Source organism: Rossellomorea pakistanensis (assembly GCF_016908495.1).
In the GTDB taxonomy this organism is placed as follows: Bacteria; Bacillota; Bacilli; order Bacillales; family Bacillaceae_B; genus Rossellomorea; species Rossellomorea pakistanensis.
The window spans coordinates 172,799-197,494 of the sequence record NZ_JAFBDZ010000005.1 but is presented as its reverse complement, the minus strand read 5'-3'; the positions used below and the strand labels follow the sequence as shown (position 1 = coordinate 197,494).

Sequence of the window (24,696 nt, the reverse complement as noted above, 5' to 3'; positions counted from 1 at the left end):
AGCACAAAAAGCACACTGAAAACGGGATTCCTTAGATTGCTATAGTACTAGAGATGGATACAGTTAATTAATTTGTCCAATCTCACTATTAATTTGTCCATAAACCTATATTATTTGTCCGTCACTCCACTTTATTTGTCCAAAAACACTAATATATTGACCGTTCGACAATCCTCAACAAATTTCGCCTCCGTTCACTAAAGCTGAGCCTAATAAAAAAAAGCGCCCAATAACGGACGCGCTTTCTTATCTAGAATAGGAAAAGGCATTAGATCCTCCTGCTTTTTTCATAAACTCATATTGAAGAAGCCTTACTTCAAATAGTGTTAGAGGATCATAATAGGCTTCAGGATTCGATTTCATCTCTGCTAATGATTCTTGACTTGTTTCGATTTCAGCTTGAACCTCATTTACCGTTTCTGCTAAATTGCCACGGGGTTCTTTGAAAAGAATCAATACATCTTGCTCTAAAGCTCTTTCAAACATTTCAAATTGTAAGAAGAACTTATTAGTAATCGATTGTGTGACATCCTCAAAACTCTCATGTTCTAAATACTTTTTATACTGATTAGAGAGAAGTGATTTATTTTGTGGAAGAACTCCTAATAGCTTCCCTGCACTCTTTAATAGAAATTGAGCTGGTTTCAATCTCATCATGATATTTTCTTTCTCGATTTGAGATCGACCAGTCATACGGGAGATGTCTCTCTGCCAATCTTCGACAACTTTAAAATCACACGGAAGGCTAAGTCGATCCTCTTCAAACAAATCGTTAAAAGTAGCACACATTTCATCTAAATAGGTTTGGGTCTCAGTAAGTTCACCATTTGTTGAAGTAACCCAATCTAATAGAAGTTCATTCATCTTAGGTAAAAGATCGCTGCGCAGATAATCTTGAATTTTCTCGTTCATTTTTTCATTAAGCTCAATGTGTACCTGTCTAAAATCACTTTCCTCACCGATCAAGCTCGAGCATTCACGCAATCGATTTGGAACCTCTTCCGCCATTTCTGCTTTCATTTGAGCTACTACTTCACGATATGATTTAGAAATGACACGAGCTTTATCTTTCTCTAAATCTCCCAAGCTATTCATAAAACCTGTGAGACGGTTGAGAATATCCTCATTTTTTTCAATCGAGTTTTTAAGCCCTTTTTCCATTGCTACTCGTTTGTTTAAAAGCTTAGTTAGTGTTTGACGGACGACATATAGAATTTGTGCTGAACGCTCTCCCTCTCCTTTACGCTCATTTACCTTATATTCTGATTCTATAAATCTTGCCAAGTCATCCTGCTGGAGGCTAACGGCTTTCACAGATGAGTAAGGAAAGACCTTTGCACCAGGATAGATGATATCAATTTTTTCTTGTATATCTTTTAAAATCGATTCTGCATCGTACTCATTATCAACTTCATCCATTTTATTAAGGAGAAAATGAACAGGTAGATCGCTAACGTAATCTCTCATTTCTGCTAAAATTTCAGCCTCATGATCTGGAAGCGATGTATTCGCATCGATTACATATAAAACCCCATCCGCTAACGGGAAATATTCAAAGGTTTCTTTTAATCGCAAGCTACTGCCGCTTAACCCTGGGGTATCAATGAATCGACAACCTAACTTGTTTAAAAGGTTCGACGGAAGTCTCCATTCAACATATGCCCCGCTTGTCATTGCTTCATGTTGCTCTGAACGGTCATTCCACGTTCTTTTCCCCCCCTCAAAGATCTCATTCATTTCAATGTGATCATCATGCTGAAGGAATGAAAGAGTAGAAGTCGTACTCTCTAAAACATTCTCCTCTAAGACGGAATTAATAAATGAAGATTTCCCGCTTCCTACCGTACCTGCAATGACTAGGTGCTTTTCCTTTGAATGAGCAATTTGCTCAATTAACCATTTCAGCTTATAACCAACCTCAAGTCGATTGCTCTCCGCCCATTTAATGATTTGATTAAAAAATTGAAGGGACTCCTCCAAATTAACCTCTTCTCCCCTTGCTTGAGCTAATAACTCTTTCGCTTCATGGACAATTTCTGTATCAATCGTTGACGGGAATAAATCACTCCACGCAAGAACAGCAGCCGTTACTGGTAATGCATTGGGAGCATTCGTCGTTTTAAACCAGTTGACTAATAGATTGGGCATCACATTTTGAAGGTCTTTCACTAGGAAAGGTCCTTCCATCAATTCATAATACGTATTTTTATATAAAGTAGAAATTTCTTGCCATGCATCATAAAGCTCTACTTCAATATTCAAGAAAATATCATTGATTGTTCGGATCCAATCAAGGTAATTTTCGCGATATTGATGACTATTCCAAAGTGATGATGTAATCCCTTTAAAATGATTGCGGTCAACACGGTATGCCGAAATTAATAAAGAATAGAAGTATCCCGGTGTAAAATTACCTGTGTATTCTCGATCAATATAGCTATTCAGTGTAGATAACCATTGCAATGATTCCGTGCGAATCGCTTCGTTAACTGCAAGTTCCACAGCCTTATCCCAATCCTCATGTTCTTCATAAAACGATTTTGCCAATGAAGTAACATTGGGATAATCGGGATCGATGCTAATCGCTTTTTCAATTTCTCCATAGGCGAGCTCAAGCTTATTTCTCTCAATATAAAGTGAGAATAATTGTAAAGCGACTTCCATATTAAGAATCTTGTCATCCGCTTGAATCGAAGTGTATACATCTTCTGCAGAGGATAGCAGTCCTAGCTCATAGTAAGCATCGGCTATATTTTTCTTAGCCCATGGTTCCAGCTCGTTATTAATATTTTCCCATTTAAAAATAGCTGTTTCATAATCTTTACAATGGAAATAGATCTCCCCTTGAGCGTATCGGATATGTGATAAATCGTATATCTCGTTCTTTTGTTCCTCAAAATAGGCATTTCCAAGTACATTGACAGGGTGTTCCTTTTCACTTTCCGTTAAAAAGGTCTCATAATACGTCTTTTCAATCATCCATTTTTCTTGTGTCATAATTGCCTCCGTTATATGTATAGGATTCGATTATTTTCCTAAGGAATCTACACTTCTCGTCTCTTCGTAATATTTTAACAGAAAAAAGTGTCAGTAAAATTTCATTTCGTTTTCATTTTAGAATTAACCCGTTTTGACTACGACTGAAACCATACAATTTAGAAATTTATAGAAAGGACCAGCTGAAATGAGGGGTCAAAATACTCTCATCCTGCTAGTCCTTAATACTTATTATGAAGTTGTTTGATGCCTTAACACTTTTCTTCTTTTCCCCTCAACGACTGTTACTCCCATTGCAATTAGAAGGAATAGGCTAGAGATTTGGAAAAGGGTTCCTGTTTCTACATACTGGGCCAGTACACCAAATACAAGACCACTTAGTCCAATTCCTAGATCGATTGATGAGAAAAACATCCCATTTGCCACTCCACGCCGATGATCCGGTGTTTGCGAAAGAGTCCAAGACTGAAGTGTTGGAATCAATGAACCAAATCCAATTCCAAATAGAACTCCCGAAATAGCGATGAGCAAGCTTGAGTGGGCAAATGAAAGCACCCACATTCCGATAAATGTGATGAAGGTACAAAACAAGACCAGCCCTTTTGGTCCTCTTTGGTCAAACCATTTCCCTGAAATAGGTCTGGATAAAGAGGCCATTATAGCATTAAACAAATAGAATAGAAAAATCTGATCAATCCCACGTTCCTCTCCAAAAATAACAATAAATGTCACAATCGATCCATATCCAAAAGTAACAATAATCGTAATAAATGCTGGGAACCAGCTTGATTTTTCTACTAATGATCCTAGATAAGAGAACTTAAGCTGTTCTCTCTTCGTATTTTTCACCACTTCCGGTGTCTGATAATGGACAATTCCCAGTAAGAAAATCGCGATTACTCCTAAACCACTGGAAATATAAATCAAATTCGTAAACGAAGTGATTTGAAATAAATAGATTCCTAGACTAGGTGCCACAATCATACCGAGAGTAACCGATAGTCCGTAGTAACCCATTCCTTCGCCTAGCCGAGATTTCGGCACAACATCTACTGCCGCTGTCCCATTCACCGTTGTTGACCAGCCCCAAGCAAGGCCATGTACAAAACGGAATAATAGGAAAATCACAACTATTTGCGAAAGTGGATAAATCACCGTAATCGCAAGAAGGGCAATGGCCCCAATTAATACGAGTGGCTTCCGCGTTCGATATTCAAGCATGTAACCGATAAACGGGCGGCTTAATACAGCACCGACTGAAAACAACGTCGTAACCAAACCAATCTCTAACCCAGATGCCCCAATCGACTTAATATACGGTGGCAAAGTCGGAATTAACATCTGAAACGACATAAACACAAATAAATTCCCTACCATCAGCATAATAAAAGACTTCGTCCATAAAGGCTGTTTTACAGTCTGATTCAACGGAATTCACTCCTTTACTTATAATTTATGCAACGACCCTAGTTGCAAAAAAATGTTTGTAAGTCAAAGTATTTCGAATCACTAAATATTATCACATCAGTCACAAAAAAGAAATAAAAAAGGCATGACTTTATTTGTCAAAAAAGACCATTTTCGATGGGGATATGATTACGTCTTGTTTGTTCATGAATTTGGGAATTGAATTGCATTTATATTATAATGAATATCAGGGAGAAAATTCTGAAAATATAACGAGGTGACACTAGGATACATCTTGTATCGTATGGGTGAATTGCTGGTAATTTGGATTTGTGCAATTCAGGTCGGGATTTGTGCAATTATCTTATTTCTCTTGTAATTGCGAACTAGTTTCTTGCATTTTACAAATTGGGTAGCCGGAAGCATAGAGGTTTGTTTGGCAAGAGGTGGTTTTATGAGTATGGATTAGTACTTTTATGTGTGGATCTATCCTTTTAATGAGTTAATTTGCCTTTTTTAAGAGCCGATTTTCAGAAGTTATACGCTTAGCAAGTCTTTTTGAGCCTAACTAGCTCTTTTATGCGCGATAATCTACCTTATATGTGGTAGCTTGTCCTTTTTATGAGCCTACTTTTGGAAGGTATACCATACCCCTAGTCAGGGTTTTTGGGCTTAATTAGCTTTTTTATTTATGCGAATCATTTTTTATGAGTTTATCGGTCCTCTTTATGAGCCGACTTCCGGAAGATACTCGCTTAACTAGTTTTTTGGAGCCTACTAGCACTCTTATGAGCGCGAATCTACCTTTTATGAGTTAATTTTATAGCCTGCTTTCGAAATTTATGCACCTAGCTATATCACTACCAAAAACCAGGAGGTCTACTCATGAACTATCAACTCCACCCACTAGGGGATCAGGCAATTATTATTGATTTCGGAAATGAGATCAATGAAGTAACCCACCAATCCGTTCAAACGGTAGCGACATTATTAGATGAACACCCTCCGGAATGGATGATAGAGTATATCCCCGCTTTTACAACGGTTACTCTTTTTTATAACCTAATGAAAATTCCATTACACAGCAAGAGCACGTTTCCTTATTCCATCATCTGTGAAAAGATTAAAATATTATTATCTAACATTCCTTCTATAAAACAAAGTAAACCTAGAATAGTAGAAATTCCTGTTTGCTATGGCGGGGAGTTTGGGCCAGACCTAGAGGAAGTGGCTAAGTATAACAGGTTAACCACGGAGGAAGTCATGACCCTTCATGCTAATGGTGAATATTTGGTCTATATGATTGGGTTTGCCCCTGGGTTTCCTTATATTGGCGGGATGAATAAGAGAATCGCAACACCAAGGAAAGCTACCCCCAGGTTGAAAATTCCTGAAGGCTCTGTCGGTATTGCCGGCAATCAAACTGGGGTTTATCCAATTGAAACACCTGGAGGATGGCAGCTTATCGGAAAAACACCATTAAAATTATTTCGCCCCTATGAGGAGAATCCTAGTTTGTTAATGGCGGGAGATCAAATTAAGTTCAAACCGATTACACTGGAAGAATATATGGAAATGGAGGCTACATAATGTTAAAAATCAAAAAACCAGGCCTCCTGTCAACTGTACAGGATTTAGGAAGATACGGTTTTCAGAAGCATGGTGTTATCGTCAGTGGCGCAATGGATTCATTAGCACATCGCATCTCCAATCTACTAGTAGGAAACGAGGAAATTCATCCTACCATTGAATTCACCCTACTTGGACCTGTAATTGAATTTACTGAAACGACACTGATCTCCATCTGCGGAGCAACAATGAATGCGACGATTGATGGACAATCATTGCCACTATGGCGCCCTGTCCTTATTAAAAAAGGCAGTGAACTTCGTATCGGTCAATGCCAAGATGGGTGTAGAGCCTATATTGCGATTGCAGGTGGTCTCAACGTTTCCTCTATTATGAATAGTAAATCAACCTATCTCCGGGCAGAAATTGGTGGTTTCAAAGGACGAGCCCTCAAGCCTGATGACGAGCTGAAACCTGGACAAATTGGATCTCTTTCAAAAAATATGATTCAATCGCTTACTCCAAATCTTATAAATTCCCCTTTCACTGAAATGGAATGGACCGTTGCCTCTGAATTGATTCCGACCCATCATAAGAAAGCTTATATTAGGGTAACACCAGGGAGGCAATATCACTTATTTTCAAAGGATAGCTTGGACAACTTTTTCAATGAGCCCTTTAACATAACAGCCCAATCTGACCGTATGGGCTATCGCCTTGAAGGACCGAGACTCAAACTACAGCATGAAGAGGATATGATTTCAGAAGCAGTAAGTTTCGGAACCATTCAAGTTCCTTCAAACGGGAATCCGATTATCCTTCTGGCAGACCGGCAAACAATAGGCGGTTATCCGAAAATTGCCCAAGTCGCAACCGCCGATTTACCATATGTTGCACAATTAAAGCCGGGTGACAGGGTAGCATTTAAAGAAATTACAGTGGAAGAAGCACAAAAGCTTTATTTAAAACAAGAATGGAATTTACAGCAGCTTAAACAAGGAATTGCTTTAAAACTACGTTAGGAGGCATATCAAAATGTACACAGTCGACTTAAATTGTGACATGGGAGAAAGCTTTGGTGCTTACAGGATAGGAAATGATAACGAGATTCTTCATTATGTAACGTCTGCGAATATCGCCTGTGGATTTCATGCTGGTGACCCTTCCACAATGAGACAGACCGTTCAACTTGCTTTAGAAAAAAACGTCGGAATCGGAGTTCATCCTGGACTTCAGGATTTAGTTGGCTTCGGTCGAAGAAATATAGATATTTCCCCTCGTGAAGCACATGATTTAGTGACCTATCAAATCGGGGCTCTCTTTGCTTTTGTCAAATCAGAAGGTGGAAAGCTTCAGCATGTGAAGCCGCATGGTGCCCTTTTCAATATGGCCGCCAAAAGCACACGTCTCTCTGAAGCCATCGCTGAAGCGGTTTACAAAGTCGATCCAGAATTAATTCTTTACGGACTTGCCGGAAGTGAGCTAGTTAAAGCAGGAAAAAAAATAGGACTGCGGTCAGCCCATGAAGTATTTTCCGATCGCACTTATCAACAAGATGGGACATTAACCTCCCGTCGACTTCCCGACTCACTCATTGAGAATCATGAATCTGCCATAAATCAGGTCATCCGTATGGTTAAAGAAGGGAAAGTCACGAGCCTCCAAAATACGGAAGTAAGAATTCAAGCTGATACGATATGTATTCACGGCGACGGCAAACGTGCACTAGAGTTTGCGAGGCACATCTCTCAAGCACTAAAAAACGCTGGCATTTCAACCAAAAAAATTAGTGATTTTTTATAAAGGCACGCTCCCTCCAGATAGAATAGATTATTTCTTCTTAGAAGCTCATAAGCCTCAGGTCTTACTTGAAAATAAATCCAGAGTTCATTGTTGAATGAAGTCCAATGTCATATGATGAGGATATCGAAAACGAATGAAGAAAGAAGGTATAGTTTTGAAGAATTTATTTGTTATTTTATTACTCATTGTGGCATTCGCGTTAGTATTCGTGAATTATGGAGATAAACTTCCGTTTTTCGGCTCTGATGATCAAACTAAAGGAATCAAAGTAAGCAAGGATATTGAATCCATTGAAATTGATGTAGACAGTAGCAGCACAACTGTCATTCCCACTAATAACAATCGCTTAGAGGCGGAATTACATGGGAAAGGAAAATTAACCATTTCCCAAACGAACGACACAATCGAATTAAAAGTAGATCGAAAATGGTTTGATTGGTTATCCTTCTTTGATAAGAAGAACAAACTCACCATTTATCTTCCAGAAAATTACGACCGTGACATGGATATTAAAGTCGGTTCCGGAAATTTCGTCTTTGAAGGACACTCAGAAGAAAAGCCTATGACACTTTCAACCCTTTCATTGGAAATGAGCTCTGGAAATGTAGAACTGGAGAATTTCGTTACAAAAGAGTTTGATCATGAAGGCTCATCGGGGAGAATCAGTATTCACTCACTCAAAACGGATAAGGGTTCCTTCGATATTAGCTCAGGAAAAATCGATTTAAGTGGATATGTAGGCCCACTTGATGCTGACCTTTCTTCTGGCAGGTTAAACGCCCAAATGGATGAGCTTAACGATTCTGTCAATATTAAGATAAGTTCAGGAAGCGTTGACCTCGACCTTCCCGACAATGCCGACTTCACTTTAAATGGCAAGGTCAGCAGCGGGGACATTTCTAGTGAATTCCCTTTAACCAATCATAAGGTAAACAAGAAGGATATCAGCGGAAAGCACGGAAAGGGAACACATCCGATCAACTTAAAAGTTTCTAGTGGAAATATTGATATTCACTAACACGAACAGAAAGGTTGACCACCATGTTGGGGTCAACCTTTTGATTGTGAATTTTGTTGTATTTTGTCGAACGGTCAATATAATAGTGGTTTTGGACAAATAAAGTGGAGCGACGGACAAATTATAGGGATTTATGGACAAAAAACTTCATAACTCGGACAAATTACGTGGATGTTGCTTCTCTTCCCTTTAAACCTTTCCTTTTACCATATAATCAGAAAGATGCGAAACCTGGTTATATTCCGTTACATTCCACTTTTCTTCATGAAAATGAATATTGCTTATACATGCATTGATTAATCTCGTTTTCCCTGAACCAATTTTCCCATTTGAAATTGTAGCTAGAATCGCATTTATGACTCCCCCATGGGCTACAAGCAGGACTTTTTGATCGGGATACTTTTGATTAACTTTATGAACGCCTTCCATGACACGTTTCTGAAAGGAACTCCAGTCCTCTTCATTAGGATACTCTCTACTTGGGAATTTAGCGGTCCTATCTTCTACGCTAAGCCCTTCTGCATCCCCAAAATGTTTTTCTACAAAGTCTTTCATTTCAATGAGTGGAAGATTCAGATCTTTATTAATGATTTCTGCAGTAAGTTTTGCCCGTTTTAGGGGGCTTGCAATTAGTACATCAAAATGACTGTCCTTGAAAAATTCACGACATTCCTCAGCCTGTTGAATCCCTCTTGAATTTAAGGGGATATCTGTTCCACCTTGCAGCTTCCCCAAGACATTCCAATCCGTTTCCCCATGCCTTACCAAACAAATCGTCGTCATCGTTTATCCCCTTTCTATTCAATGGTATAGTGCTTCTCTAAGAATTCATTCAAAATGTCCTTATGGCTTTTAACCATATTCTCAGGAAGTTCGTTTGGAGAAAAAAACTCAAATTTAATCGATTCTATTGGATCTACTTTTATTTCCCCATCATATTTCTTTGTATAATAAGCGGTCGTGACAACATAGAATTCATCCCCATTTGCTGCTTTTATAAAGTGTTCAGGCCCTGAATAAACATTGATTAACGTTAAATCATCAATGATTAACCCTGTTTCTTCGAATACTTCCCGTTTCGCTACATCTTCAGTAGATTCAGCTAACTCCATCAAGCCACCTGGAATTCCCCATGTACCTCGTGGGTGCTTACGCTGTTGTAATAAGATTTTCCCTGCTGGATCCACAAGAACGGCTACGGCTCCCGCAAATATTAATGGGCGATGTCCTACTAGTTTCCTTAAATCTTCAATGTATCCCAAATGAACATTCCTCTCTAACCAATATACTTTTTAATTTCTATATTGTCTTGTAAAATAATCGTCTTATGTTCGTACTCTTTTAAAATATGTAAGATTTGTGGCTTACTTTCTCTTTCGAAATATTGATTCCAGACAAACATTTTTTTAAACATGGACAATGTAGGCTGATAGTTTGCCAGTTCCAATCCGAGTTTTTGAAAAATAAATCTTTTAGTAATTCGATATTGCCTTTTGGAGTAACTTGTATCTAAAAATAGAATCATTTCAGCTTGTTCAAAGCCTTGTGACACCCATGTATGGTGTACTCCTTCTATAATCCACTCATCAGTGCGAACAATGGAGTCAAGCTGCCGATCCCTTTCTTCATGAGATCTTCTTATATCCCCGTTACTAGACCTTCTCCAAACAACATTATCTAGTTCATAATAGGGAATATTCAGTTCTACTGATAAATTCCGTGCTAAAGTTGTCTTCCCGCTACCTACTGAACCAATAATATGAATCTTCTTTGGCCTTCTACTTTCCAATGAAATCACCACTTTAAAGTCTATCCTTATCCTTTTCTTTATTAGCTCTTAATTTTCCTTCTTTGATTTTACGAATAAACAAAAGGGCTGTCTCAAAAGGGAACTGGAACCATCATAGATAGAAGATATTCCATGCTTTTTATTAGTAACCACCAACAAATTAACATGTGCATAAATTTGGAATCTCGTGTGTTTTTTTCTAAAAGTTGTGCATAAAATCTGATTCTCGTGCGTTTACAAATCATACTGAAGCATAAAATCAAAAAGTTGTGCATTTTCCCCTTTAAGTCAAGGAAGATGATGATTCACCTCTGGAATGACGTATGCCTCCGTTGCTTTTACAATTTCATTGGCTGTGGTCGTTTTTCTACGGCACTTGCTCCTTCTAAATAAATTAAGGGCATGTAGAACACCTCTTTTACTAATTAGATCCATTCCAAACATGCAGCAGAGGATCAAAAATTAAGCTTTAAAACGAGAAACCATGGACTGTAATTCGTCCGCTAAATGGGATAAAGAAATTGCTGCATTTGAGACTTCTTCCATAGAAGCTAGCTGCTCTTCTGTAGCGGCAGCAATATTCTCTGTACTTGCAGACGTTTCTTTCGATCCCATTGCTATTTCTTTCATAGACCTTTGAACAACCTCGTATCCAGATGTAATTTGAAGTGTCGTCGCTGCTACTTCTTGAATTTGTGAAGTGACCTGTTCAATAGATCGGAGAATGTCTCTGAATTTTGTTACTGTATCTTGAGAAAGAGTAATACCTGATGAGACATTTTCTTGAACTAAATGAATATTTGAAACGGTATCAGTGGACTCATTTTGAATGGTAGAGACTAACGATTGAATATGAACGGCAGAATGATTGGTTTGATCGGCTAGTTTTCTTACTTCTTCCGCAACCACTGCAAATCCTTTTCCATTTTCTCCAGCTCTAGCTGCTTCAATCGCCGCGTTTAGTGCAAGTAGATTGGTTTGGGATGAAATATCAGTAATGAATGAAGAGATATCACTGATTTCCGTTGCACTTGTTACTAAAGAGTGAACACCGTTGCGAGCTTGGTCTACTGATTGATGGATAAACTGCATTTGTTCAAGAACTTTTTGAACAGAGCTTGCTCCTGTTTCGGCCTGTTCCTTCATTGTATTTGAGAGCTCGGCAACATTATTCGTGTTAGAAGCGACCATTTTCAAGTTTTCAAGACTATTATTCATTAATTCTAAGCTATTTTCTGTCATTTCATTTTGGCGGCTATTATGATTCGTAATCGTTTGCATCGATTCTGATACTTGTTTAGAGGTAGCTTTTGATTGTTCCGCACTTGCTGAAAGCTCTTCTGAGGAAGCGGCTACCTGAGAAGAAGAGCTGCCGATATGTTTAATAATTTCACTTAAAGACTTTACAAAAGAATTGAAGGAATTGGCTAATTGTCCAAACTCATTCTTCCCTTTCACCTGTACCCTTTTAGTTAAATCTGCCTCACCGTGAGCTATGTCTTCTAACTGTTGGTTTATGATTCTTAGTGGAATTAGAATCGACCTTAAAAGCAGAATACTTAGAGTAATTCCGATAATAGATGAAATTATCGTAATCACTAATAGAGTAGTTTTACTCCATTTAGCGGTAGCTTCATTATTTTTCTTTAGTTCTGCCACATCTGAATCAAGACGGTCGACCAACTGATTCACCGCCGGGTCTAACACTTCTTTTCTAAGTGTTCTTTCTTCACTAAAATGTAAGGTCTTCGCGTCTTCAGGATTATGGTTATATAATGATAGAACTTCCTGATTCATATCCCAGAAACGATTAAAACTTTCCTCTAATAAAACAATGTCTTTCCTATATTTCTTTTCACGGGTCAAATCTTTCATATTCTCAACGCTTTGTGCTACATCGTCTGCTTTCTCTCGCATTCCTTCAGCAAACCCTTTATCACCCTTGATGATAAAGGCTCGCTCATCATTGGATAGACCCGCTATCCGATATTGAATATGCTTTACTTCTTTTTGAAGTTCCATTTTATCTTTTAACCTATTATTCTGATCGATCGTTCTTCCAATGATCGTAACCGAGAAGAATCCCAGGATGACAATGGCTAAAACTAGAATTGAAATTATCGCCATTAATTTTGTTCTTATCTTCACTTTGCTGCCCCCAATTTCTAATAATCTTTAGTTGCTTGAATGGGCTAAATAAATGACTCAGACAAGTCTTTATCCATCCCCCTCTTAATGATGAACACCCTTTAATATCGGCACTAGTTATAGATTTTTTTAGTTGGATTTCAATAAAGAACTTTTTCTACATGTGGATCAAAATAAATATTTATAAAAATAACCAATGGAGTTATAAGGTTGAGAGGTGTCAAAAAGTAAAGAGCCTTTCTCGTCGGAAAGGCTCTTTAGCTTATTATGATTAAAAATAAAATTTAATTCCTAATGGAATCATTTAACTTTTCGTAAATAAATAAGAGTTGCTGACGTTCTTCTTCTGTTAGCTTTTCAAACAAATTTTTACGTAGTGTTTTTCCTTCTTCATTTGCTTTCTTGATCAAATCGATTCCTGTGTCCGTAATAGCTAAATAAATAATTCTACGATCGTCATCGTCTACGGGTGGCTAACTTTTTCTGTACGAGTTTTTCTGATAAATGAGTTAAAGTCGGAGGAGTCAATCCCAAAGCTCTCGCAATATCAGATGGACGGCTTTTTCCGTTGTCCTTTAGATGACTAAGTACAAGTATATGGGAGATAACGAGGCTTTCTTTGAACATTTTATTCTATTGAATAATTAAATGGTTCGTAACCTGGTCCATGGAATGAATGAGTCCAAAGATGGTTTTTTCTTTCATAGGCTTACATCCCTGCTTTCTATAATAGGAAAAGCCCCTTAGTAGTTAGGGGCTCTTACTGTGTATATACTATTTTATTGAGCAGAAAAACCGCCGTCAGTGACTAATTCTGCACCAGTGATAAATGAGGATTCGTCAGATGCTAAGAATAACGCCGCATTTGCAATATCTTCGGGTTGACCCAATCGTTGAAGGGGTGTTGCTTGAACTAATCGTCCGAGAAGCTCTTTTGATGTTTCTAATGATTTAGTCATAGGCGTTTCGATAATTCCAGGGAACAGTGCGTTTACACGTACTCCTTGATGGCCAAAAGTTGTTGCGGCCGCTCTAGATATTGCCCGTACAGCACCTTTAGATGCTGAATAATGATTAAAACCTTGACCGATTTGAGCCGTATAAGAAGAAATGTTGATGATTGACCCTTTCTTTTGTACTGCCATATAAGGAGCAACGTGTTTCATTCCAGCAAATGGCCCAACCTTTTCTGGAAAATCTATTACTTCTGCCACTCATCAGCTAAAATACTATACACAAAATGATCGTGGAATTTGCCGCCAATCTTTTCTACTTGACGTTTTGTCCCTTCAAGGGTCATACCTAATCTTTCAGGAATGGCTTTGCTTTTGAGATTTCCGGTTGCAACATTAATCTCAACCCGATTAAGATCCAGCTCTCGGAAGCCATAATCTATTAAAGCTTTACACGCTTGGGTCATAATCCCTTTTCCCTGAAAGTCTTCTCCTATCCAGTAGCCAATGACTCCACTCTTGTTCGTTTGATCTATGATGTTGAAGCCAATGGTCCCTGCAATAGACCCTTTATAGATAATGGCCGCTGTTTTTATATATCCCCCTGTCTCCACAACCCCCTTCAAAGAGGCTTGTATCCACTCTTTTGTATCGTTCACTTCTTTGGTATAATCAATCCATGGTAGCCATTTGCCAAGGTACTCTCTTGATCGATCTGTCAATTGAAATAGCTCTTCAGAATCGTCAACAGTAAACGACCTAAGGGTTATATCGTTATTCATTTCTCTTATCATCATACCTTTCTCCTCCTGAATATTCACTTTGTCTATTTATCTTCTAAATTTCTCCTCATCAGAGAAGCGATCTGGCGGGCATTGTCACTTGAAATTTGTTCAAGGTGTTCAATCACTCTTCTTTGCCGATGTTCAGAATGATTTTGACTTAACTTTCTTTTTCCTTCGATTTTGTTTATTTTGAATTTAAACCCTACAACTCCCTTCTTCATACCTTCCAAAAACTCTTTTTCAATCTCATTGATTTTATAGCTGCTATTTTGATCTTCGTATTTTTGTACCATTTCGATCATAGAAAGCAATAGCTCTTCATCATCATTTTCGATTATTTCAATCGTTCCATAAACATGAACGGCTTCATAATTCCAGGTAGGAACAGCTTTATTCGTTTCATACCAAGACGGGGAGATATAACTGTGTGGTCCATGAAAGACAGCAAGTACCTCCTGACCTTCAATGTCCTTCCACTGTAGGTTAGGACGGGCAAAGTGACCCGTTAAAACCCTGTCCTCTTTAGTAAGAATGAGCGGAAGGTGGGTAGCATAAGGAGAACCATTATGTTGGGAAAACAACGTAGCAAAACTATGATCTTCAATAAACTTAACTATCGATGCTTCCTCTTCATTTTTAAAATGCTTTGGAATATACAATTCATTTTCCCCCTTCATTAAGAATCATGACCATTTCGCTTTCATCCCCAAAGCAAATCGTTCAAAGCCAAGCTTTTCGTAATAAGGCGCATTTTTTTCTTCGCTAAATAATTGAATATGTAAATTCGCTTCATGACTTTTCACCACTAACTGTCGGACAATTTCGCTCCCGATTCCTTGGTTTCGATAGCTTGGGTGAACTACGACTCCACAGAGATAAGCATTGATAACTCCATCCGAAATAATCCGTCCCGTACCAATGATTTGATTTTGATCATACGCACTAACAACATACCAGCTTTGGATCATGGCCCGGTGTAAAGCTTCTTTTGGCAATTTCAAAAAATCGTTCCATCCCTCATCATCATACAGTTTAAAAAGATCCTCCTGACTAGGAATCAAATCCGTATACCTAATTTTCAATTTAAACACTCTCCCAGTAGTAATATTAGACAACCCCTTAGCAGTATCCTGCTCAAAATAAATGCACAGTTTCAGTAACGCATTGTGTGCTCGGTGTCAGAATTAAGAAGCCGGACTAAGAAGCAACGAGAGATATCTCCAATTGCCTTATTTATTGGATTTTCATGACCTCATCCGACTTCTTTGAATGTGTCATTTTCGATTTTGCAGATTTTCACTTCCTCATTCGATCCCTTTGAGAGCATCATTTTCGATTTTTCACTTCCGTTCGGACACTTCGGTTCATCTTTTTATAGTTTATCGTACCTGGATCTTAATCCATTGAAAAAAAGCTACCCAAAGAGTAGCTCTATAAAAAAATACCTAGTAAATCAAGCTGAAAATCGAAGTTAGTACAGTCACACTACCAATGAATATGACAGCAGGAATGGTTAGTACCTTTTTGAAACGCAACCAGACGGAATCGGATAACTCTTTCTTTACAGGAACAATTGAAAAAAATGGACTTTTTATCATTTTTATATAAAGACTATGGAGCCAAGAACGGACGAAAAAGATAAAGCAAATAAAAACAATCCATTTTATCCAAAGTGGTAAGAGAATGATGGCGGTACATGTAACGGCAAGGAGCTGGTAGTATGTGAAGACATAGCTCTTTTTCCTTAAGAAAGCTTTTAGGTACAGCTCTAACAATCCATTTTCATTATTTCGCTTTCGAAAAATCCTTCCCGAATGGCGAAAAAGAATTGGTTTCCTTCTTTGTTTAGTCGTATCTTTTTCCACTTCCATTGATAGGTTTAAAATCAACTCCGTATACCTTCTTCTTTCCTCACCCTCAATCTCGATTTCCTTTAAAAACCAGTGATTCTGTTTCGTTAATTGAGTGATTTGATAGTAGATTAGATAGGAAATTCCTATAATACTGACAATCCCATAAGCTATAGGATTTGCAAACAAGATCAATAGGAAAGTGAGGATAAAACATAAAGGGAAAACGAGCCATTTATAGAGCCTGCGACGTATGATTTTCTTCAAAGTTAAGCAAAGGAAGTGAAAAGCACATACTGCGATAAACAGCATCACGGTTGCCACTATTGAAAACTTATAAATGGTGATCAGTATAGGTAAAATCGCGATAAAAAGAAAAACTACTCCGATGATTGCTTGAAAGGCAGAATACAGAAAACCATACAGCTTTAATTGATAAAGGAGCTGCTTCCGCTGCAACAGGAAAATTAAATCCGCTTCCTCAAGATAGGTTCGAAAATTCCCTAATAACAATAGAAATAAGATGATCAATAATAATACAAAAAAAGGGATCCCTTCACTCCAATACAGATGATCGTTCTTCCAAGCTGATGTATAAATAACCACCGCAGCAATAATAGCCGGGATGGCTAAATAAACGGCAATCGTCCAATCCAATACAGAGCGGATCACTTTCCATTGCGATTTCCATTCCTTAACCAATCTTTTTTTAAATAATTGTTTACCTGACATTTGGTTCACCCATCGTTAAGACATCAAAACAGTCTAGAAGTGAACCTTGGTTTAAGCCACTTTCTCTACGAAGATCACCGAGTGTCCCTTGAGCAACCAGGCGTCCCTTTGAAATAAGTAGGAAACGATCACAGATTTTCTCAGCTGTATCAAGGGCATGTGTCGACATTAAGATTCCCGCACCACGTTCTTTTTCATTGTCTATCATTTGCAATAAATCTTTAATAGCTCTTGGATCAAGCCCCATAAATGGCTCATCAATAATATGGAGATCAGGCTTCTTTAACAATGCAAGGATAAGCATGACTTTCTGTTGCATCCCTTTAGAGAAGCTCTCGGGAAAATCGTGGGTAACACGAGATAATTGGAAAAGGTCCAAAAGCCTCTTTGCCCTTTGAGTAAAGCTGTCTTCATCTGTTTGTAAAGTAGATAAAAGAAAATCTATATGTTCCCATAATGTTAACCCGTCATAGAAAATCGGTCTTTCTGGTATGTAGGCATACTCATTAACTTGAATATCTCCTCTAACTTGATTTACTACTCCTAATATCGACTTAATCGTCGTACTTTTCCCCGCTCCATTCGGGCCAATTAACCCAACAAGCTCCCCTGGTCCCACAGAAAATTGAATATCTTTTAAAACAGGTTCATCAATGGAATATCCAGCTTCTTTTATATCAAGGGTTAGAAACATTTTTTCCTCCTAATGACTGATATTTCCATATTTCATACGAATCATTAGGAGAAAAGGTTTCAATTTTATCACTTAAAAAATATCTTCATGAGAAGCTTCTTACTCCACTTTTTTCTTTTCCCTATCCTGATCAGCGCCATCATCGACTAATCCCTGGGTGGCTTTCTTAAACTCTCGTAAAGTAACTCCCAGCGATTTTCCGAACTCAGGAAGTTTACTTGGACCGAAAAATAATAGAGCAGCAAATATAATAATAACGATTTCACCAAATCCTAAATTCATATCTGTCACCTTTTCCTAAGGGAATTTATCATATGATCATTAATGAATATCTTTCTTTTTAAAACGACCGCCTTTTACTTCAGCAATATCCGCGATCGCTAGGAAGGCCGATGAATCATGTTCAGAAACAATATCCTTCAGCTTTGCCTCTTCCAAACGAGTGATGACACAAAAAATCACTTTTTTGTTATCTCCAGAAAAAGCTCCCTCACCGTTTAAGTACGTTACACCTCTTCCTAACCGGTGCAACAGGGCATCTCCTAATTGTTCGTAGTTTTCACTTATAATCCATACTGATTTCGATTCATCTAATCCTTTAATCGTTATATCTATTACCTTGAAGGCTACATAATAGGCTAATAAAGAATACATTGCACGATCCCAGCTAAAAACAAATCCGGCACTTCCTAAAATAAACAGATTGATAAACATAATAATTTCCCCTACTGAAAAGGGAAGCTTTTTACTAAATAAAATCGCCAATATCTCCGTTCCATCTAGAGAACCACCGTATCGTATAACCATTCCCACACCAATCCCTAATACAATCCCTCCAAAAAGGGATGCTAAAAGAATATCCTGCGTAAAGGCAGGCACCGAATGTAAAAAGGTGGTGGAAATAGATAAAACGATAATTCCATATAAAGTAGAAAACGCAAACGTTTTTCCAATTTGTTTATAGCCAATAAAGAAAAATGGAATATTTAGCAAGAAGATAAAGAGTCCTAATTTCAATCCCGATATATGGGAAAGCATAATCGAAACCCCTACAATCCCACCATCAATAACTTGATTTGGAACTAGAAAAATCTCAAGACCGACCGACATGATTATGGCCCCAATGGTAATAAGAATGGCTCTTTTCACAACTTCTTTTAAAGGGATTTTCTTATGTTGAACTTTCATTTTCGTCAAATTTTCTAATGGATCATTTTCACTCACAAAGCTTCCTCCTTCATTTGCAAAGCTTCATCATTGTATAGGCCACACCAATTGATAAAGCATTTCCCTTCAGCCCCCTGTCATATATTATGACCAAAAAATAAACAAGAGAAAAAGACTGATAAGGATTAATTTTTATTTCATTCCGATAGAATAAACATCAAAATGAAAAAGACACAGCAAATAAACTCTCAAACTTGCTAAAAAGTTGAAAGAACATACTGTTTTAAAGCTATTTAGTAAATATACTGTACATTTATAAGTGAATGCTTGGAGAGGTAATTAGAATGGGACATAACCACTTTCAAAAACCCACGGGAATCTGGAAATGAATCTATAGGAAGAAGATTCACAGAACGTTGAGAAATTTCAACAGATAATACATGAACAGATGGTGGAATAGCACCCGTCATTTCTTGTTTTTGTAAAATAGAGGTAATAGAAACAGGGATCATATCGACATCAGAAAGGTAGGAAGGACTTGAAATAGAGTGTTCTTCATTTGAATGAATAGCATACTGATCTAGTTTTTTACCTGGATGAATCAACACCAAAAAACAAAAAAGCACCACGAGAAATAACTTATTCACTTGATTCCTTCCTTCCACATGATAACCCTTATAGTAATACTAGCACTTATTTTTACTTTCTGTCTATTAGCAGCGTTCGTAACAGCAACTTGTGTTCTAGTAATACATTTTGTTTTCTTTAAGTTAATATAAAAAAAACAGGGACAGAAAGACTGCGCATAACGATGGATTCTGTCGAAGTTAGAAACATTTAAAAGCAAATTTGGAAATATCAGTAACGATCTTCTTCTATAGTCCTGTTATCATTTCCCTATCCATTAAATGACTCGCCTTTCTCTCTTAACAATTCTTCACAGTCCGTTAATAAACATTCCCTACAATAAACACAGTTCATTTAATACATTTTTGAAAGGGGAAAGATAACATGTCACATGAAAGACCGATGGATGAATGGATCAAAAAATTAAATGAGGAAAGCTTGAAAAAAAATCTTGATAGACGTGGATTTCTTCAAGGTGCAGGTAAAATTGCCGGTATTTCCCTGGGACTTGCTTTAGCTCAATCTATGGGTGGATTTAAAGTCGACGCCGCTCCAAAATTCAGTGATTATCCTTTCTCACTAGGAGTTGCTTCTGGAGATCCGCTTTCTGACAGTATCGTTTTATGGACAAGATTAGCCCCTGAACCTCTTAAAGGTGGAGGAATGCCTTTACGAAACATTCCTGTGAAATGGGAATTAGCAAAAGATGAACATTTCCGTCATATTGTTCAACGCGGAACAGAAATTGCAAAGCCTGAACTTGCTCATTCCGTCCATGTTGAAGTCGACAAGCTACTGCCTAATACAGTATATTACTATCGTTTTAAAGCTGGCCATGAACTTAGTCAAGTAGGAAAAACGAAAACACTTCCAGCAAAAGGTGCAAGTGTAGCAAGCCTCAGCTTTGCCTTTGCTTCCTGTCAACAATACGAACATGGCTACTATACTGCTTACAAACATATGGCAAAAGAGGATCTTGATCTCGTTTTTCATCTTGGTGATTACATATATGAATACGGTCCAAATGAATATGTGGCAAGTACTGGTAATGTTAGAAGCCATAGCGGTCCAGAAATTATATCATTAGAGGATTACCGCAATCGCCATGCACAATATCGAACGGACGGGGATCTGCAAGCGGCTCATGCTGCATTCCCTTGGGTTGTAACATGGGATGACCACGAAGTCGAAAATAACTATGCCAATATCATTCCTGAAAAAGGTCAATCAGTGGAGGAATTTGTTAAACGCCGTGCTAATGCCTATCAAGCCTATTACGAGCATATGCCGCTTCGTAGATCATCGTTACCACACGGTGCCGATATGCAGTTATATCGTGACTTCTCTTATGGTGACCTAGCGAACTTCTTTGTACTGGATACTCGCCAATACCGTTCTGACCAAGCAAATGGTGATAAGAGTTCTCCACAAACACCAGAATCATTGGATCCGTCTCGTACTCTACTTGGTCCAGATCAAGAAAAGTGGTTACTTGGAAATCTTGATCAATCACAATCGAAGTGGAATGTACTAGCCCAACAAATTTTCTTTGCACAACGAAATTATGGATCCAGTCCAACCAATCCAAAATACAGCATGGATGGCTGGGATGGATATGTTCCTGCTCGTCAAAGGATTATCGATTTCGCTGAAAGTAAAGACATGAATAATCTCATCGTCCTTACTGGGGATGTTCATGCAAGCTGGGCTTCTAATATAACAGCAGACTTTGATAAACCAGATTCACGAGTGTTGGGAGCTGAGTTTGTCGGAACTTCCATCACATCCGGTGGAAACGGAGCTGATAAGCGTGCCGATACCGACCGCATTTTATCACATAATGAACATATCAAATTCTTCAATGATTACCGTGGATATGTTCGCTGTGAAGTAACTCCGACCCAATGGAGAACAGACTACCGCGTCCTTCCATTTGTCTCAAAACCAGGAGCAGATATTTCAACTAGAGCCTCCTTTGTCTATGAAAAAAGTCAAGAAGGTCTAAAAGAAATAGCGGCAACAACCGTTCCAATGGGTAAACACGAATCCAATGAAGTGGAAGAAGATCGTCATAAAGCACATGGACGTGCACATAAAAAGCAAATGATAAAAAAAGGAGAAAAAGTCCCGAACTAACTTTTTGAAAGGAATGAATAATTAATGCTCTCAAATATCGGAATTCCCGGATTAATTATCGTGCTTGTCATCGCTTTGATTGTTTTTGGTCCGTCAAAGCTGCCTGAAATCGGCCGTGCCTTTGGCAGAACGTTATCCGAGTTTAAAAGTGCAACAAGTGACTTAATGTCCGGTGAGAAAAAAGAAGAAGAACAATCAGGCTTAACGAAACTGGATAAAAAACAAGATAAAACAGTTTAATGGCATAATGAGGCTGTCCACAAAGGAGCGGGACCACAATGTTCGTCTATATGGAGGATTTACTTCTATATAGGCTATTGTGGGATCTGTCATCCAGGTTTGGGGCAGCCTCGTTTTGCTTCATTTATTTTTTGCTTCTATACACATTGATACGGAAGATCCCAAACATTAATTGACGAAACATTAAATGAAAGCCTTGTTTCAAATTCTTTGAGCATGTCACTTTTGCTTTTGCGATTTTCTACAAGCTCATGAACGACCAAAGTTCTGCCATCCATGGAAAAATGGGCGTTCATCGAGTTCATGAACGACCTAATTTCTGCTATCCATGGAAAAATGGGCATTCATTGAGCTCATGAACGACCTAATTTCTACTATCCATGGAAAAATGGGCATTCATTGAGCTCATGAACGACCTAATTTCTACTATCCATGGGAAAACGGGCGGTCATTGAGTTCATGAACGACCAAAGTTCTACTATCCATAGGAAAACGGGCGGTCACCGAGCTCATGAACGACCTAATTTCTACTATCCATGGGAAAACGGGCGGTCACCGAGCTCATGAACGACCAAATTCCTGCCATCCATGCAAAAACGGGCGGTCATTGAGCTCATGAACGACCTAATTTCTACTATCCATGGGAAAACGGGCGGTCATTGAGTTCATGAACGACCAAAGTTCTACTATCCATGGGAAAACGGGCGGTCACCGAGCTCATGAACGGCCAAATTCCTGCTATCCATGGAAAAATGGGCATTCATTGAGCTCATGAACGACCTAATTTCTACTATCCATGGGAAAACGGGCGGTCATTGAGTTCATGAACGACCTAATTTCTACTATCCATGGGAAAACGGGCGGTCATTGAGTTCATGAACGACCAAAGTTCTACTATCCATGGAAAAATGGGCATTCATTGAGCTCATGAACGACCAAAGTTCTGCCATCCATGGAAAAATGGGCATTCATCGAGCCCATGAACGACCAAAGTTCTGCCATCCATGGAAAAATGGGCGTTCATCGAGTTTATGAACGACCAAACTTCTGCTATTCATGGGAAAATGGGCATTCATCGAGCTCATGAACGACCAAATTCCTGCCATCCATGCAAAAACGGGCGGTCATTGAGCTCATGAACGACCAAATTCCTGCCATCCATGGGAAAACGGACGTTCATTAAACTCATGAACGACCAAATTTCTGCCATCCATAGGAAAACGGGCGGTCATTTTGATTATGATGACCTCTTCACCCTTTTTTACGGTACCAATAGCTTCTTTTCATGACATCATTTCGACTTCAACTCTTTTTCGCGGCTTCTATTAAGACCTCACTTTTTCTAAAGTATCTCCTATTCATTCTTCCCGCTTAAATAATCTAGAAACTAATTATAAAACTAGTGCAGCCAACACTCCAAAAATCACCAACCCCGTGTTGTAATGCAAAAATGTCGGAACGCAGGTGTCCCAAATATGATGATGCTTACCGTCTGCATTTAATCCAGAGGTTGGACCTAATGTACTGTCAGATGCTGGAGAACCTGCATCCCCTAAGGCGGCAGCTGTACCGATTAAGGCGGCTGTTGCTAAAGGTGAGAACCCAACTGTTGCACAAAGCGGTACGTATAAAGCGGCAATGATTGGAATCGTCGCGAAGGAAGAACCAATTCCCATTGTAATGACTAAACCAACCATTATTAATACCATCGCTATCAGTAGTTTATTATCACCAAGTTCCCCTGAGGTTGATGCTACTAATGCTTCAACTGAACCTGTATCTTTCAAAATGGTTGCATACCCAGAAGCAATTAACATGACAAAGGCAATCATCCCCATCATCTTAATTCCATCGTTAACGATTTCATCTCCTTTGTAGAACGGCACAACTCGAAATGCAAACAATAGAATAATTCCTAGCAACGCACCAAGGACGAGAGAATCATAGATTAATTGAGTTGCAAGTGCAGCAACAATTGCAATCAACGTAAACAAATGCTCTTTGGAAAATTTGAAATTCTCTAGTGCTGCTGCTGATTCGAAGCCAGTACTCTCTTCCATTTCAATTGTTTCTTTTGGTTCACGGTCCTTCCGGTATGTAACAAAAACTCCAAATAACAACCCCGCAATCATTCCGATTCCTGGTAGCAGCATCGCCATTGAAATTTGACCGATGGATATTTCCATTCCATTAGCGGTCATTTCATCTGCGATGATTCCATGAAAAATCAGTCCAAACCCTGCCGGTATCATGATATAAGGAGTTTTTAGTCCAAACGTCAAGGCCATGGCGACCCCTCTGCGATCGACTTTCATTTTATCAAACAAATGAAGTAAAGGAGGAATTAGAATCGGGATAAACGCGATATGGATTGGAACCACATTTTGAGACAAACAGGCGACTCCCGCAATGGTTAATAGTAAAATAGAACGTTTCCCTTTTAAAACGCTTACAAGTCTTTTCACAAGAAATCCTGTAATTCCTGAATAACCAATCATAACCGCAAAAATCCCAAGCATTACATAACTTAATGCTGTATTCGCTTGCCCCCCCATCCCTGAAATAAGCATATTCATCGTTTCGCTCAGTGATAAACCTTCCATCAAACCCGCAACAACCGCTGCAAGTAAAATTGCCAACATCACATTAACACGGAGAAGACTCAATACAGCCATAACAATGACTGACACTACTACTGCATTGAACATTGAATCATCCTTTCTGTTTGCTTTTTAAAGTCTAAGAGTCCTTCATTCAGTAAATTTATATTATAAGGAAACA

At 38.5% G+C, this 24,696-nt stretch carries 24 protein-coding genes and 1 pseudogene; 6 read left to right on the top strand and 19 right to left on the bottom strand.

Annotation, left to right across the window (positions count from 1 at the left end; genetic code table 11):
* Positions 1-246: 246 nt before the first annotated feature.
* Entirely contained in the window at positions 247-2,997 is a 2,751-nt protein-coding gene (locus JOC86_RS20955) for a dynamin family protein (protein ID WP_205174895.1), read from the bottom strand.
* Between the two features lie 231 nt (positions 2,998-3,228).
* Positions 3,229-4,380: an MFS transporter gene (locus tag JOC86_RS20950; protein WP_205174991.1), complete on the bottom strand. Its 1,152-nt coding sequence runs from the start codon at positions 4,378-4,380 to the stop codon at positions 3,229-3,231.
* A gap of 909 nt (positions 4,381-5,289) precedes the next feature.
* Here JOC86_RS20950 and pxpB point away from each other — a divergent pair.
* The 4 genes from pxpB to liaG all read left to right on the top strand — a co-directional run bounded on the left by pxpB (position 5,290) and on the right by liaG (position 8,794).
* The gene (pxpB, locus tag JOC86_RS20945) at positions 5,290-5,994 is read left to right on the top strand and encodes a 5-oxoprolinase subunit PxpB (protein ID WP_205174894.1); all 705 of its coding nucleotides are present in this window, start codon (positions 5,290-5,292) and stop codon (positions 5,992-5,994) included.
* Entirely contained in the window at positions 5,994-6,995 is a 1,002-nt protein-coding gene (locus JOC86_RS20940) for a 5-oxoprolinase subunit C family protein (protein ID WP_205174893.1), read from the top strand. Before pxpB ends, JOC86_RS20940 begins: the two co-directional genes overlap by 1 nt.
* 13 nt (positions 6,996-7,008) lie before the next feature.
* Positions 7,009-7,776: a LamB/YcsF family protein gene (locus JOC86_RS20935; RefSeq protein WP_205174892.1), complete on the top strand. Its 768-nt coding sequence runs from the start codon at positions 7,009-7,011 to the stop codon at positions 7,774-7,776.
* 154 nt (positions 7,777-7,930) lie between these two features.
* A complete protein-coding gene (gene liaG, locus JOC86_RS20930) occupies positions 7,931-8,794 on the top strand; it encodes a LiaG family protein (protein WP_205174891.1) in 864 nt (287 codons plus the stop codon).
* A 189-nt stretch (positions 8,795-8,983) separates the two neighbouring features.
* On the opposite strand, the gene JOC86_RS20925 is transcribed toward liaG, so the two are convergent.
* From JOC86_RS20925 to JOC86_RS20855, 16 genes and pseudogenes are all read right to left on the bottom strand, one after another.
* Positions 8,984-9,577 carry a histidine phosphatase family protein gene (locus JOC86_RS20925; RefSeq protein ID WP_205174890.1) on the bottom strand — a complete coding sequence of 198 codons (594 nt, stop codon included), beginning with the start codon at positions 9,575-9,577 and terminating at the stop codon, positions 8,984-8,986.
* Between the two features lie 14 nt (positions 9,578-9,591).
* Positions 9,592-10,056, bottom strand: coding sequence for an NUDIX hydrolase (locus JOC86_RS20920; protein WP_205174889.1), 465 nt, complete (start codon positions 10,054-10,056; stop codon positions 9,592-9,594).
* A 14-nt stretch (positions 10,057-10,070) separates the two neighbouring features.
* The gene (locus JOC86_RS20915; RefSeq protein WP_205174888.1) at positions 10,071-10,583 is read right to left on the bottom strand and encodes an AAA family ATPase; all 513 of its coding nucleotides are present in this window, start codon (positions 10,581-10,583) and stop codon (positions 10,071-10,073) included.
* Positions 10,584-10,871: 288 nt separating this feature from the next.
* Positions 10,872-11,018, bottom strand: coding sequence for a hypothetical protein (locus JOC86_RS20910; protein ID WP_205174887.1), 147 nt, complete (start codon positions 11,016-11,018; stop codon positions 10,872-10,874).
* 27 nt (positions 11,019-11,045) lie between these two features.
* A complete protein-coding gene (locus JOC86_RS20905; protein WP_205174886.1) occupies positions 11,046-12,731 on the bottom strand; it encodes a methyl-accepting chemotaxis protein in 1,686 nt (561 codons plus the stop codon).
* Positions 12,732-13,015: 284 nt separating this feature from the next.
* Positions 13,016-13,141 carry a hypothetical protein gene (locus JOC86_RS25075; protein WP_275583422.1) on the bottom strand — a complete coding sequence of 42 codons (126 nt, stop codon included), beginning with the start codon at positions 13,139-13,141 and terminating at the stop codon, positions 13,016-13,018.
* Positions 13,142-13,187: 46 nt separating this feature from the next.
* The gene (locus tag JOC86_RS24800) at positions 13,188-13,358 is read right to left on the bottom strand and encodes a MarR family transcriptional regulator (protein WP_239587752.1); all 171 of its coding nucleotides are present in this window, start codon (positions 13,356-13,358) and stop codon (positions 13,188-13,190) included.
* Between the two features lie 152 nt (positions 13,359-13,510).
* Positions 13,511-13,912, bottom strand: a pseudogene (locus JOC86_RS20895) (SDR family NAD(P)-dependent oxidoreductase); the annotation flags it as partial.
* Between the two features lie 20 nt (positions 13,913-13,932).
* Positions 13,933-14,481 (bottom strand): GNAT family N-acetyltransferase, encoded by a 549-nt coding sequence (locus JOC86_RS20890; protein ID WP_205174885.1) that lies wholly within the window; start codon positions 14,479-14,481, stop codon positions 13,933-13,935.
* 29 nt (positions 14,482-14,510) lie between these two features.
* Positions 14,511-15,128, bottom strand: coding sequence for an FMN-binding negative transcriptional regulator (locus tag JOC86_RS20885; RefSeq protein ID WP_205174884.1), 618 nt, complete (start codon positions 15,126-15,128; stop codon positions 14,511-14,513).
* A gap of 24 nt (positions 15,129-15,152) precedes the next feature.
* Positions 15,153-15,551, bottom strand: a complete 399-nt coding sequence (locus tag JOC86_RS20880) for a GNAT family N-acetyltransferase (RefSeq protein ID WP_205174883.1) — start codon at positions 15,549-15,551, stop codon at positions 15,153-15,155.
* A 363-nt stretch (positions 15,552-15,914) separates the two neighbouring features.
* Complete coding sequence (locus JOC86_RS20875) at positions 15,915-17,051, bottom strand: ABC transporter permease (protein WP_205174882.1); 1,137 nt, start codon at positions 17,049-17,051, stop codon at positions 15,915-15,917.
* Positions 17,041-17,745 (bottom strand): ABC transporter ATP-binding protein, encoded by a 705-nt coding sequence (locus JOC86_RS20870; RefSeq protein WP_205174881.1) that lies wholly within the window; start codon positions 17,743-17,745, stop codon positions 17,041-17,043. Before JOC86_RS20870 ends, JOC86_RS20875 begins: the two co-directional genes overlap by 11 nt.
* 99 nt (positions 17,746-17,844) lie before the next feature.
* Complete coding sequence (locus JOC86_RS20865) at positions 17,845-18,027, bottom strand: twin-arginine translocase TatA/TatE family subunit (protein ID WP_205174880.1); 183 nt, start codon at positions 18,025-18,027, stop codon at positions 17,845-17,847.
* Positions 18,028-18,066: 39 nt separating this feature from the next.
* A complete protein-coding gene (locus tag JOC86_RS20860) occupies positions 18,067-18,933 on the bottom strand; it encodes a YitT family protein (RefSeq protein WP_205174990.1) in 867 nt (288 codons plus the stop codon).
* 272 nt (positions 18,934-19,205) lie between these two features.
* A complete protein-coding gene (locus JOC86_RS20855) occupies positions 19,206-19,559 on the bottom strand; it encodes a hypothetical protein (protein WP_205174879.1) in 354 nt (117 codons plus the stop codon).
* Between the two features lie 364 nt (positions 19,560-19,923).
* Between JOC86_RS20855 and JOC86_RS20850 the strand changes: the two genes are divergently transcribed.
* Both JOC86_RS20850 and JOC86_RS20845 read left to right on the top strand, forming a co-directional pair.
* The gene (locus tag JOC86_RS20850; protein WP_205174878.1) at positions 19,924-21,675 is read left to right on the top strand and encodes an alkaline phosphatase D family protein; all 1,752 of its coding nucleotides are present in this window, start codon (positions 19,924-19,926) and stop codon (positions 21,673-21,675) included.
* Between the two features lie 24 nt (positions 21,676-21,699).
* Positions 21,700-21,915, top strand: a complete 216-nt coding sequence (locus JOC86_RS20845) for a twin-arginine translocase TatA/TatE family subunit (RefSeq protein WP_205174877.1) — start codon at positions 21,700-21,702, stop codon at positions 21,913-21,915.
* 1,391 nt (positions 21,916-23,306) lie between these two features.
* Here JOC86_RS20845 and JOC86_RS20840 read toward each other — a convergent pair.
* On the bottom strand, positions 23,307-24,623 hold the full coding sequence (locus JOC86_RS20840; RefSeq protein WP_205174876.1) for a Na+/H+ antiporter family protein: 1,317 nt from the start codon (positions 24,621-24,623) through the stop codon (positions 23,307-23,309).
* Positions 24,624-24,696 lie beyond the last annotated feature (73 nt).

Coding starts and splice junctions, on each gene's coding strand:
- JOC86_RS20925 (WP_205174890.1), bottom strand. CDS start 9,577: ATGACGACGATTTGTTTGGTAAGGCATGGGGAAACGGATTGGAATGTC.
- JOC86_RS20875 (WP_205174882.1), bottom strand. CDS start 17,051: ATGTCAGGTAAACAATTATTTAAAAAAAGATTGGTTAAGGAATGGAAA.
- JOC86_RS20840 (WP_205174876.1), bottom strand. CDS start 24,623: ATGTTCAATGCAGTAGTAGTGTCAGTCATTGTTATGGCTGTATTGAGT.
- JOC86_RS20890 (WP_205174885.1), bottom strand. CDS start 14,481: ATGATGATAAGAGAAATGAATAACGATATAACCCTTAGGTCGTTTACT.
- JOC86_RS20850 (WP_205174878.1), top strand. CDS start 19,924: ATGTCACATGAAAGACCGATGGATGAATGGATCAAAAAATTAAATGAG.
- JOC86_RS20860 (WP_205174990.1), bottom strand. CDS start 18,933: ATGAAAGTTCAACATAAGAAAATCCCTTTAAAAGAAGTTGTGAAAAGA.
- JOC86_RS20955 (WP_205174895.1), bottom strand. CDS start 2,997: ATGACACAAGAAAAATGGATGATTGAAAAGACGTATTATGAGACCTTT.
- JOC86_RS20870 (WP_205174881.1), bottom strand. CDS start 17,745: ATGTTTCTAACCCTTGATATAAAAGAAGCTGGATATTCCATTGATGAA.
- JOC86_RS20865 (WP_205174880.1), bottom strand. CDS start 18,027: ATGAATTTAGGATTTGGTGAAATCGTTATTATTATATTTGCTGCTCTA.
- JOC86_RS20935 (WP_205174892.1), top strand. CDS start 7,009: ATGTACACAGTCGACTTAAATTGTGACATGGGAGAAAGCTTTGGTGCT.
- JOC86_RS20940 (WP_205174893.1), top strand. CDS start 5,994: ATGTTAAAAATCAAAAAACCAGGCCTCCTGTCAACTGTACAGGATTTA.
- JOC86_RS20845 (WP_205174877.1), top strand. CDS start 21,700: ATGCTCTCAAATATCGGAATTCCCGGATTAATTATCGTGCTTGTCATC.
- pxpB (WP_205174894.1), top strand. CDS start 5,290: ATGAACTATCAACTCCACCCACTAGGGGATCAGGCAATTATTATTGAT.
- JOC86_RS24800 (WP_239587752.1), bottom strand. CDS start 13,358: ATGTTCAAAGAAAGCCTCGTTATCTCCCATATACTTGTACTTAGTCAT.
- JOC86_RS20950 (WP_205174991.1), bottom strand. CDS start 4,380: ATGCTGATGGTAGGGAATTTATTTGTGTTTATGTCGTTTCAGATGTTA.
- JOC86_RS20910 (WP_205174887.1), bottom strand. CDS start 11,018: ATGGATCTAATTAGTAAAAGAGGTGTTCTACATGCCCTTAATTTATTT.